The organism is Photobacterium sp. GB-50 (genome assembly GCF_003026755.1).
Classification (GTDB): domain Bacteria; phylum Pseudomonadota; class Gammaproteobacteria; order Enterobacterales; family Vibrionaceae; genus Photobacterium.
Genome location: NZ_PYNX01000016.1, coordinates 1 through 13858, shown reverse-complemented (window position 1 = coordinate 13858; position 13858 = coordinate 1). Strand labels below are relative to the sequence as shown.

The window sequence follows — 13858 nt, the reverse complement described above, 5'->3', positions numbered from 1 at the left end:
GCAGCGTCATCAGTATTAAATGCATTTATTCAACTGGGCTTAGTGTACTTGATGGTTGCTCTTTGCTCAAAGCGCTTTACCTACCATTATGATAAATCCCCTTCAGATGGCACGGTAATATGAGAAAAGCCTCGGTATTCAGTTAGGTTAGATTGTGACTTTTCCACCAGCTGAGCACTAATATCACGTTTCACTTCAACCCCTAGTTGTTTGAAACTTTCTGCTTGGCGGATCACGTTGCCACGACCTGTTGCCAGTTTATTCATCGCCCCTTGATAACTTTGATTCGCTTTTTCTAACGATTGTCCCATCGCTTCCATATCCGTAACAAACAAGCGTAATTTGTCGTAAAGCTTGCCTGCACGATCAGCAATTTCTTTGGCATTTTGATTTTGTCGCTCATTACGCCACAAGTTATTAATAGTACGCAATGCCACCAGCAAGGTCGTTGGACTCACCAGCATGATATTTAAATCCATCGCATCCCGGATTAATGCCGGATCGGCTTCAATCGCAGCTTGGAACGCAGGTTCAACAGGAATAAACATCAAGACATAATCCAGACTTTGGATGCCATGAAGCTGATGGTAATCCTTACGGCTTAACCCACGCATATGGGCGCGCATCGAGGCAACATGTTCACTCATGGCGAGTTCACGCTCAGCGATAGTGTCTGCATTAAAGAAGCGCTCATACGCCACCAATGACATCTTGGCATCCACCACCACATCTTTTTGTTGGGGTAAATGCACCACAACATCGGGCTGATAACGCTTACCGTCTTCGTTTTCCAAACTGACTTGAGTTTGATATTCATGCCCTTCACGCAACCCTGAGTCAGACAATACTCGCGCCAGCACAACTTCGCCCCAGTTACCTTGGGCTTTGTTATCGCCTTTAAGGGCTTGGGTTAAGTTAATTGCCTCTTTCGCCATCTGCTCATTGAGCTGTTTAAGGCTATTGATTTGATGCACTAAAGTATGGCGCTCACGAGACTCTTGCGTGAAATTGTCATTAACCTGCTTTTTGAAACCTTCAAGTTGCTCTTTGAGTGGACTCAACAAGTTTTCTAAACTCATTTTATTCTGTTCATCCACCGTTCGAGTCTTCTGCTCAAATAAGCGATTAGCTAAACTTTCAAATTGAATACGCAAGCGTTCTTCAGCATTTTCTAATAGCTTAATTTTTTCATCTGCCGCTTTTTGTTCTTCAAAATGGCGGGCATCTTGCTCACGCAGATCGGCTTCAAGCCCCGCGCTGGCTAAGCGAGAATTATCAAGCTGCTCAGATAAATACTGCTTTTCATTTTGCAGCGCGTCAAAGTGACGCATTTTTTCTAATGCCGCAGCTAAGCGACCGTGCATTTGACGAATTTCATGGGTTAATCTGTCACGATCGTCATCTAACTCTTCCAGCTCTTGGTTTCTTTCTGCTAGCTGACTTTGTAATTGCTGCTCACGACTTAATGCTAAACGCGCATCTGATTCTGCTTGTTGCTCAACAAGCTGAAGCATTTGTTCGTATCGACCTTTATACCAGAATGCCGTGATCACACTGGCAACGGTGGCACCTAACAATGTTGCTAATGCGGTAATAACGCCACCACTTAACCATTCTGCCATAGTAAATTCTCTATCTTCCTGACAAATTATTCTCGCTTTTAAGGCTAAGAGGATACTGGATAAATGTCCAGCTAACGAAGAACAACTTAAACAATAAATAATGGATATAAGCGTTTTTGTTTGCACTCGATCACAGGCTATATCATCACTCGCTATTCACCTTTATAACCTTCTCCTACACTGCGTTACCGTTTTTCATTTTTTAACAGGGATAGTCATGAACGAACGCCTCGCTTTAGGGTATGGCATTGCCGCTGTGTTACTTTGGTCTACTGTCGCCACTGCTTTTAAAATTACCTTAGCTTATTTTTCTCCCGTTCAAATGATGGTGATTGCTAGTAGCGTGTCTGCTCTCGCCCTTATTGTTATAGCTGGCTATAAAAAAACACTCCACCAGCTTAAGTCGACTTTTCTTCAACGTCCGCTTTACTACTTATTACTCGGACTTATCAATCCTTTCGCTTATTACTTAGTGTTATTTAAAGCCTACGAATTATTACCTGCTTCACAGGCTCAACCCATCAACTACAGTTGGGCAATCACTCTGACTTTAATGGCTGCACTTTTCTTAGGACAAAAAATTCAGCGTAAAGATTGGATAGCTTGCGTGTTGGGATATGGCGGTGTGGTGGTAATTGCGACTCAAGGTAATATTTCAGCCTTGAATTTCACCAGTCCGTTAGGCGTTGCGTTAGCGCTATTTTCGACACTGTTATGGGCAGGCTATTGGATTTTAAATACTAAAAATAAAGCCGATCCAATCCTCGGTTTATTACTGGGCTTTTTAGTCTCGCTGCCATTTTCTATCGGCTTGAGTCTGTATCTTGGCGGTTGGCAAAGTGTACCTTGGCAAGGCTGGGCAGCAGTCACGTATGTTGGTTTATTTGAAATGGGGATCACCTTTGTTTTATGGCTCAATGCGCTACGGTTAACCCGTAATACCGCTAAGATCAGTAACCTGATTTTTATCTCACCTTTTATCTCTTTATTATTGCTCGCCACGATTATTGGTGAAACGATTCATCCCTCAACATTGATCGGCTTAATATTAATTATTGCAGGACTCGTAATCCAACAATGGCGAAATAAAAAAGTCCCGATTGTTGAATAGCTAAATTTAACCAAAAAAAAGCCTGTCGATTTGACAGGCTGTACGGATAAGGCTGTCACCACCTCACCTTTAAACTCATAATATTTATTAATTCTGTACCGTTAACTGTGGGTGCCAACGACGCCCGATTTTAGACACTAAAATCAATAATCCTGGGATCAGCAACCACATTTGTAACGTCATTAACACGGGGGATGAGAAATCTAATCGTTGGGTTAGGCTCACCATGACACCAGCACCACTCATTTGGAATAGCCCCAATAATGCTGCTGCAGTTCCAGCACGATCGCCAAATGGTGCTAATGCTTTTCCGGCTGCAGAGCCTAATACAAAAGCAAACCCAAAGGAACAAATGAAGATTGGCACCATAAAAGCCCATGCTTGCTGTAATGGGCTTAATAGCAGCATCAGAGCACCTGCCATCATTAAGATAATCAAACCAGTACGTAACGTTCGGCGAGTACCAAAGCGATCCATAAACCTGGGTGCAACCATACAGGCTGTAATATTGAGCACAGCATTAATACCAAACCAGATCGTAAACTGGTTCATGTCTTGACCAAGGTGGTTCATCAACCACACTGGTGCTGAAGTTACATAGGCTAAAATCACCGCCATCGCTAACATGCAAAGTGTAGCGTGAAATAAAAATGTTGGTTCGCGTAATACCGACCAGTAACGACTAAGACTAATAGTAGAGCCTTTCACATTAGTACTGACAGGGCGTGTTTCTTTAAATAACACCATCACAAAAAGACCTGCAACTAACGCAAATCCTGCCATGAAACTAAAGTTTGAACGCCAGCCAAAATGATGAGTAAGCCAAGTGCCTAAAAGAGGAGCAAGCGCAGGAATAAAACAAATCGCACCATTTAAATAGCTGATCATACGACCGCTTTTTTCAGCGCCAAAACTATCACGAACCGCAGCAAAAGCAGCAACAGAGGTTGCGCAAGCACCAAAGCCTTGTAGCAAACGTGCCAATAAAAGTAAATCTAAACTATGTGCAACATAAGCCATCACAGCACTAAACCCGTAAATGACAATACCACCAAGAGCAATCGGACGACGACCAATACGATCAGCTAATGGGCCAGCTATTAATTGTCCGAGACCAAGGCTAAACATGAACCATGTCACCGTATCTTGAACACGGGTAGGATCAACTTGAAAAGCATTTGCCATAACAGGCAATGCAGGAAGATAAATGTCTATAGCCAACGGGCTAAATAACACCAAGGTCACCATTAAGGCGACAAGCCGAGTATCGGTAGAAGTAGAGGTTGTCATGTGGCGTTCCTAGAAAAAGATCGCGCAAGTCTACGGTGTTATGAGAGTGAATAAAAATGGTTTATTTTCAATACCGCTTTTCCAAATTGGAATCCACCAGCCAACGTATTAATCACTAAGATAAATAGAGTCATAAGGTGAATACCCTGTTATTTATCATAGAGACAATTGAAGCGAGCCGCTAAAAAAGCTAACGTAACAATATTAAACCTAAATCGCTAATACCACAGTGATCAGGGTGAATTAGATCTAACCGCCTTCTAAAGGTGGTTTCTTGACAAGGAACAGACATGCAAACAGTTATCGCACAACGTATTGAGCAAATCCGTCAATGGCTTGAAACACAGCAGCTCGATGCCTTACTGATCCCTCATGAAGATGAATATCTTGGTGAGTACATTCCCGATCATAATGAGCGCCTTCATTGGCTAACTGGATTTACTGGCTCAGCAGGTGCTGCCGTGATCACTCGTGATCGTGCTGCAATGTTTGTTGATGGTCGTTATGTTGTGCAAGTGCGCAAGCAAGTACCGGGTGATGTGTTTGAATATTGTCATTTGATCGAGCAACCACCGGTGCACTGGGTATTAGAAAATCTAGCAGCAGGTAGCAAAGTCGCTATTGATAACCGCCTACACAGTGCAGCATGGCTGAAAAATGCCACGACAACCCTTGATGGTGAACTAGAGCTAGTATCAGTTAACGAAAACCCAATTGATGAACTATGGCTTGATCGCCCAGCACCAAAACTGTCGGATGCGGAGTTAATGGGTCTAGAGTATGTCGGTCAATCAAGTGAAGAAAAACGTGAACAAATTGCCGCACTACTAAAAAAACAAAAAGCTGATGCTGCCTTTTTAAGTCAGCTTGATAGCATTGCTTGGCTACTCAATGTTCGTGGTGATGACGTTCACTGTCTACCCGTTCTGCTGTCAGCTGCTGTGATCCACAGCGATGCATCAGTTGATTTCTACATCGATCATCACCGCCTACCAGAAGGTTTTGCAACGCACGTAGGTAACGGCGTCAATATCCGCGAGCCAGAGCAACTCGCCGCGGGTTTAGCCGCTCTTTCAAGTAAACGTGTACAGTTTGATTCAGCAAACAGTAATGCATGGGCAGCTCAGCAACTGACTGATGCTGGCGCACTGCTTATTGAAGCAGCTAATCCAACACTGCTACCAAAAGCCGCTAAAAATACGACTGAAATAAATGGCATGAAAGCGTGTCATATTCGTGATGGTGTCGCGATTTCTAAATTTCTTGCGTGGGTAGATAATCAAGTTGCAAGTGGCAATCTATTAGATGAAGCAGTGCTTTCCGATCAACTTTGGCAATTCCGTCAGCAAGATCCAAGCTGTCGTGACGTGAGCTTCGATACGATTTCCGCCTCTGCGGGTAATGCAGCAATGTGTCACTATAACCACATTGACCAACCACAGCCAGGCAAGCTGCAAATGGATACGGTTTACTTAGTCGATTCAGGCGGTCAATACCCTGACGGTACGACCGATATCACCCGTACTATCGCTATCGGTAATCCTGGTGATGAAGTAAAACAAGCCTTCACACTGGTACTAAAAGGTCATATTTCATTGGCTTCGGCACGTTTCCCGAAAGGTACAACAGGCTCACAACTTGACGCACTTGCGCGTCAGCATCTATGGGCACATGGCTTTGATTATGATCATGGTACAGGTCACGGAGTGGGCCACTTCTTAAGTGTTCATGAAGGTCCACAACGCATTTCTAAAGTGGCTAACCCAACCGCGCTACTGTCAGGTATGGTGTTATCTAACGAGCCAGGTTATTACCGTGCAGACGCATTTGGTATTCGTATCGAAAACCTTGAACTGGTCGTCGATATTGAAACTCAAGGTGACATGAACGTCATGGGTTTTGAATCGTTAACCCGTGCGCCAATCGATAAGCGTTTAATCGATCCTGCACTATTAACTGACGTAGAGCTTGCATGGCTTAACAACTATCACCAAATCGTGTTTAACGTGATCAGCCCATCGCTGACAGGTAGTGATCTTGAGTGGCTAACACAAGCGACATCACCACTAAGCCGCTAACGCTTAGACAAGAAAAAGAAAAGCCAGTACGCATCACGTACTGGCTTTTTATTATCCAGAATAGGCGGGATGCCAATCTTTCCACACCACTTCAAACCCCTGTTGCTTGACCGCTGTAGCAACATCTGCAACCGAACGTTCATCACTGATTGCAAACTGTTCTAGCTCTGGCGTGTCATCAGCGTATCCGCCCGGTTGGGTTTTAGAGCCCGCCGACATACTAGTGATCCCCAAGGGCAATACATTATCGCGAAAATGCGCTGATTCTCGCGTCGATAACGACAGCTCAACTTCAGGATTAAACAACCGATAAGCACAAATCAATTGCACCAGTTGGCGATCCGTCATCACCGATTTAGGCTCTAATCCACCAGTACAGGGTCTTAAACGTGGGAATGAAATCGAATAGCGGCTTTGCCAATACGTCCGCTCAAGATAGGCCAAATGACTAGCAACAAAAAAACAATCCGTGCGCCATTCTTCCATGCCAATCAAAGCACCGATCCCAATCTTGTCTATTCCTGCTTTTGCTAACCGATCTGGTGTCGCTAAGCGGTATTCAAAATTGGTTTTATTGCCTCGCAAATGATGCTTCGCATAGGTTGGCGCATTATAAGTTTCTTGATACACCATCACCGCATCTAAACCAAGTTGTCTCAGCTCTTGATACTCATCTTGCTCTAGTGGCTGTACTTCCATTGCCAAATAACTGAAGTGCTGTTTGATTTGAGGGATCGCATCACGAAAGTAATTCATACCAACTTTGGTTTGATGCTCGCCAGTGACCAGTAACACACTATCAAAATTTAGCGCTTTTATTGCCTCACACTCTCGCTCTATTTCTTGTTCACCCAAGGTACGGCGCTTAATGCGATTTTCCATCGAAAAACCACAATAGGTACACGCATTGGCACACAGATTCGAAAGGTATAACGGCACATAAAAACTCATGGTATGACCAAACCGCTGACGTGTTAGCATCGCAGAGAGTTGTGCCATTTGCTCTAAGTAAGGTTCAGCCGCAGGGGAAATTAAGGCTTTGAAATCCTCTAGATCCAGCGTTGATTTTCCTAAAGCACGCTCAACATCGGTAGCCGTTTTAGCATAAATCGACAAACGGATATCATCCCAATCCATTTGTTGCCAAACATCCACAAAGCTCATGTTGGCTCCTTAATCGTTAAGAAATGCCGTTAATGGACTTGATGCAATTGCATGGTTCACCTTACCTGCAAGACCCGCTTCATAGGCCATACGACCACTTTCCACGGCCAATTTAAATGCACGCCCCATTGCAATCGGATCACTTGCCGCTGCGATGGCAGTATTGACCAATACCGCATCAGCCCCCATTTCCATCGCTTCTGCGGCATGAGAAGGTGCCCCAATGCCCGCATCCACCACCACAGGTACTTGCGCCTGATCGATAATAATGCGAAGAAAATCGCGAGAAGCGACCCCTTTATTCGAGCCAATCGGCGCACCTAATGGCATCACGGCAGCGCAACCCACATCTTCTAATCGCTTACAAAGCACAGGATCGGCATGACAGTAAGGCAATACGACAAACCCTTCTTTTACCAATTGCTCAGCCGCTTTTAGCGTTTCAATCGGATCAGGCATGAGGTATTTTGGATCAGGGTGAATTTCTAATTTTAGCCAATTCGTCCCCAATGCTTCTCGGGCTAACTGCGCGGCAAAGATCGCTTCTTTGGCATTTTTCGCCCCTGACGTATTAGGCAGTAAGTTCACTCCTGCTTGGATCAATGGTGCTAAGATATCGTCATCACGCTCAGCGATATTGACTCGCTTTAGTGCCATAGTCACGAGCTCAGATCCTGTTGCTAAAATCGATTCTGCCATAACATCACGATTGGCGTATTTACCTGTTCCGGTAAACAGTCTCGATGTGAATGTTTTATCTGCAATAGTCAACATATTAACCTCCAGCTATCGCTTGAAATAACGCGATCTGATCGCCATCAGCAATGACGGTTGTCGACCACTCACTGGCTCCAACAATGCGCTGATTTATCGCGACCGCAGTACCTTGTATGGGTAAATCTAACTGCTTAACAAATTGATGAACGGTTTGCTCAGCCTCGCAAGACATAGATTCATCGTTCAACCAGATACTTATCATGGTAGCCATTTACACAACCTCTCTTTGATCTTGCTGACCACACACAGGGCAACCAGAATCAGCATCGATTGATACCTGCTGCCATTTTCCTGTTAAGCCATTAAATTGCTGCAGCAAACCAAACCCAACTTCAGCAACACCTGCGATAGCTTTGATCGCATTAAGCGCTTGTAACGTTCCAATAGTGCCAACAACAGGCCCCATCACGCCGTTACTACGACAATTTTTATCTTGTGGTGACGCTTCAGTACTAAATGGAAACACACATTGATAACACGGTGAGGCCTGCCTGAAATCAAACGCCAGTAACTGTCCTTGCCAACCTATCGACGCACCGGCAATCAGTGGTGTTTGATGCTGATAACAAGCTTGATTGACCGCATAACGGGTAGCCCAGTTGTCACTGCAATCAAGTACAATATCGGCCTGTTGTACTTCCATTACGAGTTGAAAACCTGCAAGCTTGGCTTTTACTGCACGCGTTCGTACCAATGGGTTCAATGCTAAAAGCTGATCACAGGCTGCTTGCGCTTTATTGAGTGACACATCGGTTTCTCGATAAATCACCTGACGCTGCAAGTTCGAACTCTCAACCTCATCATCATCAGCAATCACCAGTAACCCAACACCCGCAGCCGCTAGATACATCGCTGCCGCTGAGCCTAAACCTCCCGCACCGACGATCAATACCTTGGCATTGTTAAGTGCAAGTTGCCCCTGCTCTCCCATCTCTTCCAGCATGATTTGTCGATTATATCGAATAAAAGCAGTATCAGAGAGTCTGTCAGTTGTCATACATCACCTCCCGCTCAGATAAGCATTGATTGAGTTGTTCGACGGCAATCGCAGGCTCACTTGACTGGGTGATCGCACGTACCACCGCAACGCTACTCACCCCTGTTTTCCAAACGACGGGCACACGAGATAAATCAATACCCCCAATTGCCACTGTTGGAAACGTATTGCCAATCAATTGTTGATACAGCTTTAAGCGGTGAACGCCTTGCGGTAATGACGGCATTTGCTTGGTTGTGGTTGGGTAAATATGACCAAGGGCGATATAACTGGGATTAAATGCCATCGCACGTAATATCTCGTAATACCCATGGGTTGAGATCCCTAAGCGAAGATTCGCTTGTTGAATGGCATTGAGATCAGCGACCGCTAAATCTTCTTGTCCCAAATGCACCCCAAAAGCACCATGCTCAATAGCCAGTTGCCAATAGTCATTAATAAAGACCTGCGCATTTGCCTGCAGACCTAACGCAATAGCATGAGCAACATCTTGCTCTAAACCTTGTGCATTCGGATCTTTGATCCGCAGCTGAGTGGTTTTCACATCCAATTCAAGTAACTGCTTAACCCATTGGACGGAATCCACTACCGGATATAACGTCAGTTTCTCACTATCAACAGCTGCAAAAGCTTCAACTGGCTGACATTGATCTTGCCAACCAATATCTAACAGCTTTGAAAAATTAGCACAAACGATGTCAGGGAAAGCATCACGCTCAGTTGGCCAAATGCCCATCTGCATTGACTGGGCATACGCCCTTGCCAGCACTAGAGCATCTTCTAAGGGGTAATCAAGCGCGAGTGCCACCAATAACATCGCTCTCTGTTGAGTCGCATTACCAAGCTCAACACTGAAACAACCACGAACGTCACCATCATGATGCCAAAGATCAAGATAACCACCATTGACAGGTAAACCACATACCACAACGTTAGATCGTTCCAGTATTTGCGCTTTGATCAGCGAAAGATCTACCTCAGAAGATACCCATTGATCTTGAAATACATAATCAATTAGCTGAGTGGAGCAGGCTTGTTCAAAGCCCACTCGTTTAACGCAAGAGGGCGTCGATACCTCAATCCACTCTTGGCTTGATGGTATTAACGTGACTTGCTCACCTAACTGATACTCTGTCGCAGAGGCTAATAATGGCTCAATATGCATCACCAGAGACGATAAGACCTTTGGTAAGCTTAAGGTGCTCATTAGCTTTCCTCTTTAGCTAGGTGATATAACTCACTACCTTTAGATCGAAACTCTTGTGCTTTTTGCTGCATGCCTTCAAGTGGATCATCTAATAGCTTGATCGCGATTTCTGAGTCTTCTAACCCCTTAGCGTAATCTCGTACTTCTTGAGAGATCTTCATTGAACAGAATTTAGGGCCACACATTGAACAGAAATGGGCAACTTTGCCTGACTCTTGAGGGAGAGTTTCATCGTGATAGGCACGCGCCGTTTCAGGGTCAAGACCGAGATTAAATTGATCTTCCCAACGGAATTCAAAACGCGCTTTAGATAAGGCATTATCGCGCACTTGTGCACCAGGGTGGCCTTTTGCTAAATCAGCAGCATGGGCACAGAGTTTATAAGTGATAAGACCGACTTTTACATCGTCTTTATTAGGCAAGCCTAAGTGTTCTTTGGGTGTCACATAACAAAGCATTGCACAGCCATACCAACCAATCATCGCCGCACCAATACCCGATGTAATATGATCATAACCCGGTGCGATGTCTGTCGTCAGTGGACCTAAGGTATAGAATGGCGCTTCATGACAATGCTCTAGCTGCTCTTCCATGTTTTCTTTGATCATGTGCATGGGTACGTGACCGGGGCCTTCAATCATGACCTGTACATCGTATTCCCATGCAATTTTAGTTAGCTCACCTAATGTGCGTAGTTCACTAAACTGGGCTTCATCATTAGCATCGGCTACAGAACCTGGACGCAAGCCATCGCCCAGTGATAGTGAAATATCGTATTGCGCACAGATCTCACAAATCTCACGGAAGTGCTGATAGAGGAAGCTTTCTTTATGGTGTGCCAAACACCACTTCGCCATGATAGAGCCGCCACGCGATACAATACCGGTTACACGTTTCGCCGTCATAGGTACATAACGAAGCAGTACGCCAGCATGGATAGTGAAGTAATCCACCCCTTGCTCAGCTTGCTCTAGTAATGTGTCACGGAACACTTCCCAGTTAAGGTTCTCAGCCACACCATTTACTTTTTCAAGTGCTTGGTACATAGGTACAGTACCAATCGGAACAGGGCTATTACGGATGATCCATTCACGCGTTTCGTGAATATTTCGACCAGTTGATAAATCCATTACCGTATCGCCACCCCAACGGGTCGACCAGACAAGTTTTTCAACTTCTTCTTCAATCGATGAACTCACCGCTGAGTTACCAATATTGGCATTCACTTTAACAAGGAAATTACGGCCAATGATCATTGGCTCAGTTTCAGGATGGTTAATGTTGGCAGGAATAATTGCTCGGCCTTCAGCCACTTCTTTACGCACAAACTCAGGCGTAATTTCTTTTGGTAAATTAGCACCAAAGCTCACACCTGGATGTTGTTGGTTTAATACTTCATCACGGTATTTCGCACGACCCATATTTTCACGGATCGCGATATATTCCATCTCAGGCGTAATAATACCTTGGCGCGCATAATGTAATTGCGTCACACAACGCCCAGCTTTTGCACAACGAATACGCGCACGTTCCGCAAAACGTAAATCATCAAGCGTCTTATCATCTAAACGTTCATTGGCATACTCAGAGCTTAACCCTTCTAGTAATTCAGTATCGTCACGCTCTGCGATCCATTGCTCACGCACTAACGGCAAGCCATTATAGATATCGATGTTTTTTTCAGGATCAGTGTAAAAACCAGAAGTGTCGTAAACGCGAATAGGCTCGTTAGGCTCAAAGATAGGAGATTCTTTACTGCCACCAACCAAGCTATCAGCTAGAGTGATTTCACGCATAGGAACAAGCACATCAGGACGGCTACCTTGAACATACACTTTCTGTGAGTTCGGGTATGGTTGTGCTGTTAATGATTCAATAAATTGTTTCGCTTCCAGTCTCGCTTGCTTGCGATTCGACATAGCAGTTTCCTTGATTTTTCAATGTAGGGGAAAATGCTTGGCGGATGGGCGTAAACAAGAGGTGTGTACCTAAGTACAGCTATGCAGATGCATACAGTGATCCCTTAAGATATGTAGCAGAAGACATTCTCTCGTTCCCTTCGCAGGTATTAGCCTGATCAGGTTCAACGGATCCCGCAATGCGGTCTCAGCCATATGGCACTCCGACAAGTAGCAATGAGTATAAAGAAGCCGTTATAGTGCAACAACCTTTATACTGAGAAAAATAATAAAAAGTGACAAACAACAAAAAGCCGTGCATCAACACGGCTTATTATTACATTGCATATTTTAATCGTTGTTACTGTGAAATTAATACATCACAACCTAGGTGATTAGCCAAAGAATCACTTAAATCACCAAACAAGTGAAAAGTCGATTTATGGTAACCGGTGATCACTAGGCTAGCATTCAGTTCTTTTGCTAAAGCCTCTATATGCTTTGAAACATCGCCATCTGCAGTATGTATCGCTTTAACTTTATGAGAAGAAGCTGTAATTAAATCAGATAACTCTTTCATGCGTTTTTTTGCAATCGCATCATGCTCTTCTTGTAGCTCAACTTCCACATCAATAAAACTTACGTTTCCGATCCCTGGCTCAACATAAGCAACATGTAAATCAGCGTGATTTTGCTCAGCGATAACGCCAGCTTTCACCATCAATTTATGCGCATTTTTATCTTCAGGATTAACCGCTAATAACACTGTTTGGTAAAGCGACATACCTAGCCTCCTTGAGCTAAGGCTCATAGTAAATTCATTATTTATGATTATGATGCTATAAATATAGCTATACAACTAAGTATTACGCTGACTATTTAATATTAACTTAAATCAATGATTGCATTTTTGGAGAGTTCTCACTTTTCTCGCTAGCGATTATCATGAGCGCTTTCTATCATTACCTAAAAATATAAACGAGATCCCAATGAGCCAATATTTATTACTAGGATTCATCGCGCTTGGTGGTGCATTCGGCGCCTGCTCAAGATACCTCATTTCTGAGCTATGCGTAATGCTATTTGGCCGTGGCTTCCCATACGGTACTTTAACCGTAAACGTGCTGGGCTCCTTGATCATGGGGCTATTGATGTCAGCACTTAATCAAGGAATGATTGAAGCTGCACCATGGCGACCTATTATCGGCTTAGGCTTCCTAGGCGCACTAACAACATTCTCCACGTTCTCAATGGACAATGTTGTCTTGATGCAACAAGGTGAATTTTTCAAAGCAGGTTTAAACATTTTACTTAACGTTATTGTCAGCATTGCTGCTTGTTATGTTGGCTACCAGCTTATGATGAAAAGTTAATAGATAACCGATAAAAAAACCGCCTGCATGGCGGTTTTTTTATATCTAAATTAAACGAGTCATCACTTTATGCTAATGAAGAAGAACAACAAGTAATTCATTATTCTATTTAGATTAAAATTCTAAGTAACGCTATATATTTCTTAGCTATGTTTATGGCACTTATCTTCAGACGAAAAAAAACCTGAATCTTTCGATTCAGGTTTCTTTAATAAAGTGGCGGAGCGGACGGGACTCGAACCCGCGACCCCCGGCGTGACAGGCCGGTATTCTAACCAACTGAACTACCGCTCCACACGGAGATAAAACTTTCGTTTTATCCGATATCCGTAGTTCAAAAC

At 44.0% G+C, this 13858-nt stretch carries 12 protein-coding genes, 1 tRNA gene and 1 riboswitch; of the genes, 3 read left to right on the top strand and 10 right to left on the bottom strand.

Translation table 11 applies throughout. The features are described 5' to 3' along the window. Positions 1-86: 86 nt before the first annotated feature. Positions 87-1622, bottom strand: a complete 1536-nt coding sequence (rmuC, locus tag C9J41_RS16495; protein WP_107207822.1) for a DNA recombination protein RmuC — start codon at positions 1620-1622, stop codon at positions 87-89. Between the two features lie 217 nt (positions 1623-1839). On the opposite strand from rmuC, the gene C9J41_RS16490 reads away from it, so the two are divergent. Beyond that, positions 1840-2733 (top strand): DMT family transporter, encoded by an 894-nt coding sequence (locus C9J41_RS16490; protein WP_107207823.1) that lies wholly within the window; start codon positions 1840-1842, stop codon positions 2731-2733. Positions 2734-2820: 87 nt separating this feature from the next. Here C9J41_RS16490 and C9J41_RS16485 read toward each other — a convergent pair whose 3' ends face one another. After that, positions 2821-4023: a multidrug effflux MFS transporter gene (locus C9J41_RS16485; protein WP_107207824.1), complete on the bottom strand. Its 1203-nt coding sequence runs from the start codon at positions 4021-4023 to the stop codon at positions 2821-2823. Between the two features lie 290 nt (positions 4024-4313). Between C9J41_RS16485 and C9J41_RS16480 the strand changes: the two genes are divergently transcribed. Then, positions 4314-6101 carry an aminopeptidase P family protein gene (locus C9J41_RS16480; protein WP_107207825.1) on the top strand — a complete coding sequence of 596 codons (1788 nt, stop codon included), beginning with the start codon at positions 4314-4316 and terminating at the stop codon, positions 6099-6101. A 51-nt stretch (positions 6102-6152) separates the two neighbouring features. On the opposite strand, the gene thiH is transcribed toward C9J41_RS16480, so the two are convergent. The 7 genes from thiH to C9J41_RS16445 form a co-directional block, all read right to left on the bottom strand. Continuing rightward, on the bottom strand, positions 6153-7265 hold the full coding sequence (gene thiH / locus C9J41_RS16475; protein ID WP_107294798.1) for a 2-iminoacetate synthase ThiH: 1113 nt from the start codon (positions 7263-7265) through the stop codon (positions 6153-6155). A gap of 9 nt (positions 7266-7274) precedes the next feature. After that, positions 7275-8039 (bottom strand): thiazole synthase, encoded by a 765-nt coding sequence (locus tag C9J41_RS16470; RefSeq protein WP_107207827.1) that lies wholly within the window; start codon positions 8037-8039, stop codon positions 7275-7277. A gap of 1 nt (position 8040) precedes the next feature. Continuing rightward, on the bottom strand, positions 8041-8253 hold the full coding sequence (gene thiS / locus C9J41_RS16465) for a sulfur carrier protein ThiS (protein WP_107261200.1): 213 nt from the start codon (positions 8251-8253) through the stop codon (positions 8041-8043). Further along, entirely contained in the window at positions 8254-9039 is a 786-nt protein-coding gene (locus tag C9J41_RS16460) for a HesA/MoeB/ThiF family protein (protein ID WP_107207829.1), read from the bottom strand. It abuts the gene before it with no gap. After that, positions 9029-10246 carry a thiamine phosphate synthase gene (gene thiE, locus C9J41_RS16455; protein ID WP_107294797.1) on the bottom strand — a complete coding sequence of 406 codons (1218 nt, stop codon included), beginning with the start codon at positions 10244-10246 and terminating at the stop codon, positions 9029-9031. Before thiE ends, C9J41_RS16460 begins: the two co-directional genes overlap by 11 nt. Continuing rightward, the gene (gene thiC / locus C9J41_RS16450; protein WP_107294796.1) at positions 10246-12165 is read right to left on the bottom strand and encodes a phosphomethylpyrimidine synthase ThiC; all 1920 of its coding nucleotides are present in this window, start codon (positions 12163-12165) and stop codon (positions 10246-10248) included. The genes thiE and thiC overlap by 1 nt, the downstream gene beginning before the upstream one ends. Positions 12166-12283: 118 nt before the next feature. Beyond that, positions 12284-12381: riboswitch (TPP riboswitch) on the bottom strand. A 124-nt stretch (positions 12382-12505) separates the two neighbouring features. After that, complete coding sequence (locus C9J41_RS16445; protein ID WP_107207831.1) at positions 12506-12928, bottom strand: universal stress protein; 423 nt, start codon at positions 12926-12928, stop codon at positions 12506-12508. Between the two features lie 205 nt (positions 12929-13133). Between C9J41_RS16445 and crcB the strand changes: the two genes are divergently transcribed. After that, positions 13134-13517: a fluoride efflux transporter CrcB gene (gene crcB, locus C9J41_RS16440; RefSeq protein ID WP_005372395.1), complete on the top strand. Its 384-nt coding sequence runs from the start codon at positions 13134-13136 to the stop codon at positions 13515-13517. A 217-nt stretch (positions 13518-13734) separates the two neighbouring features. Here the strand turns inward: crcB and C9J41_RS16435 are convergent. Beyond that, positions 13735-13811 (bottom strand) — tRNA-Asp (locus C9J41_RS16435). Positions 13812-13858: the final 47 nt, after the last annotated feature.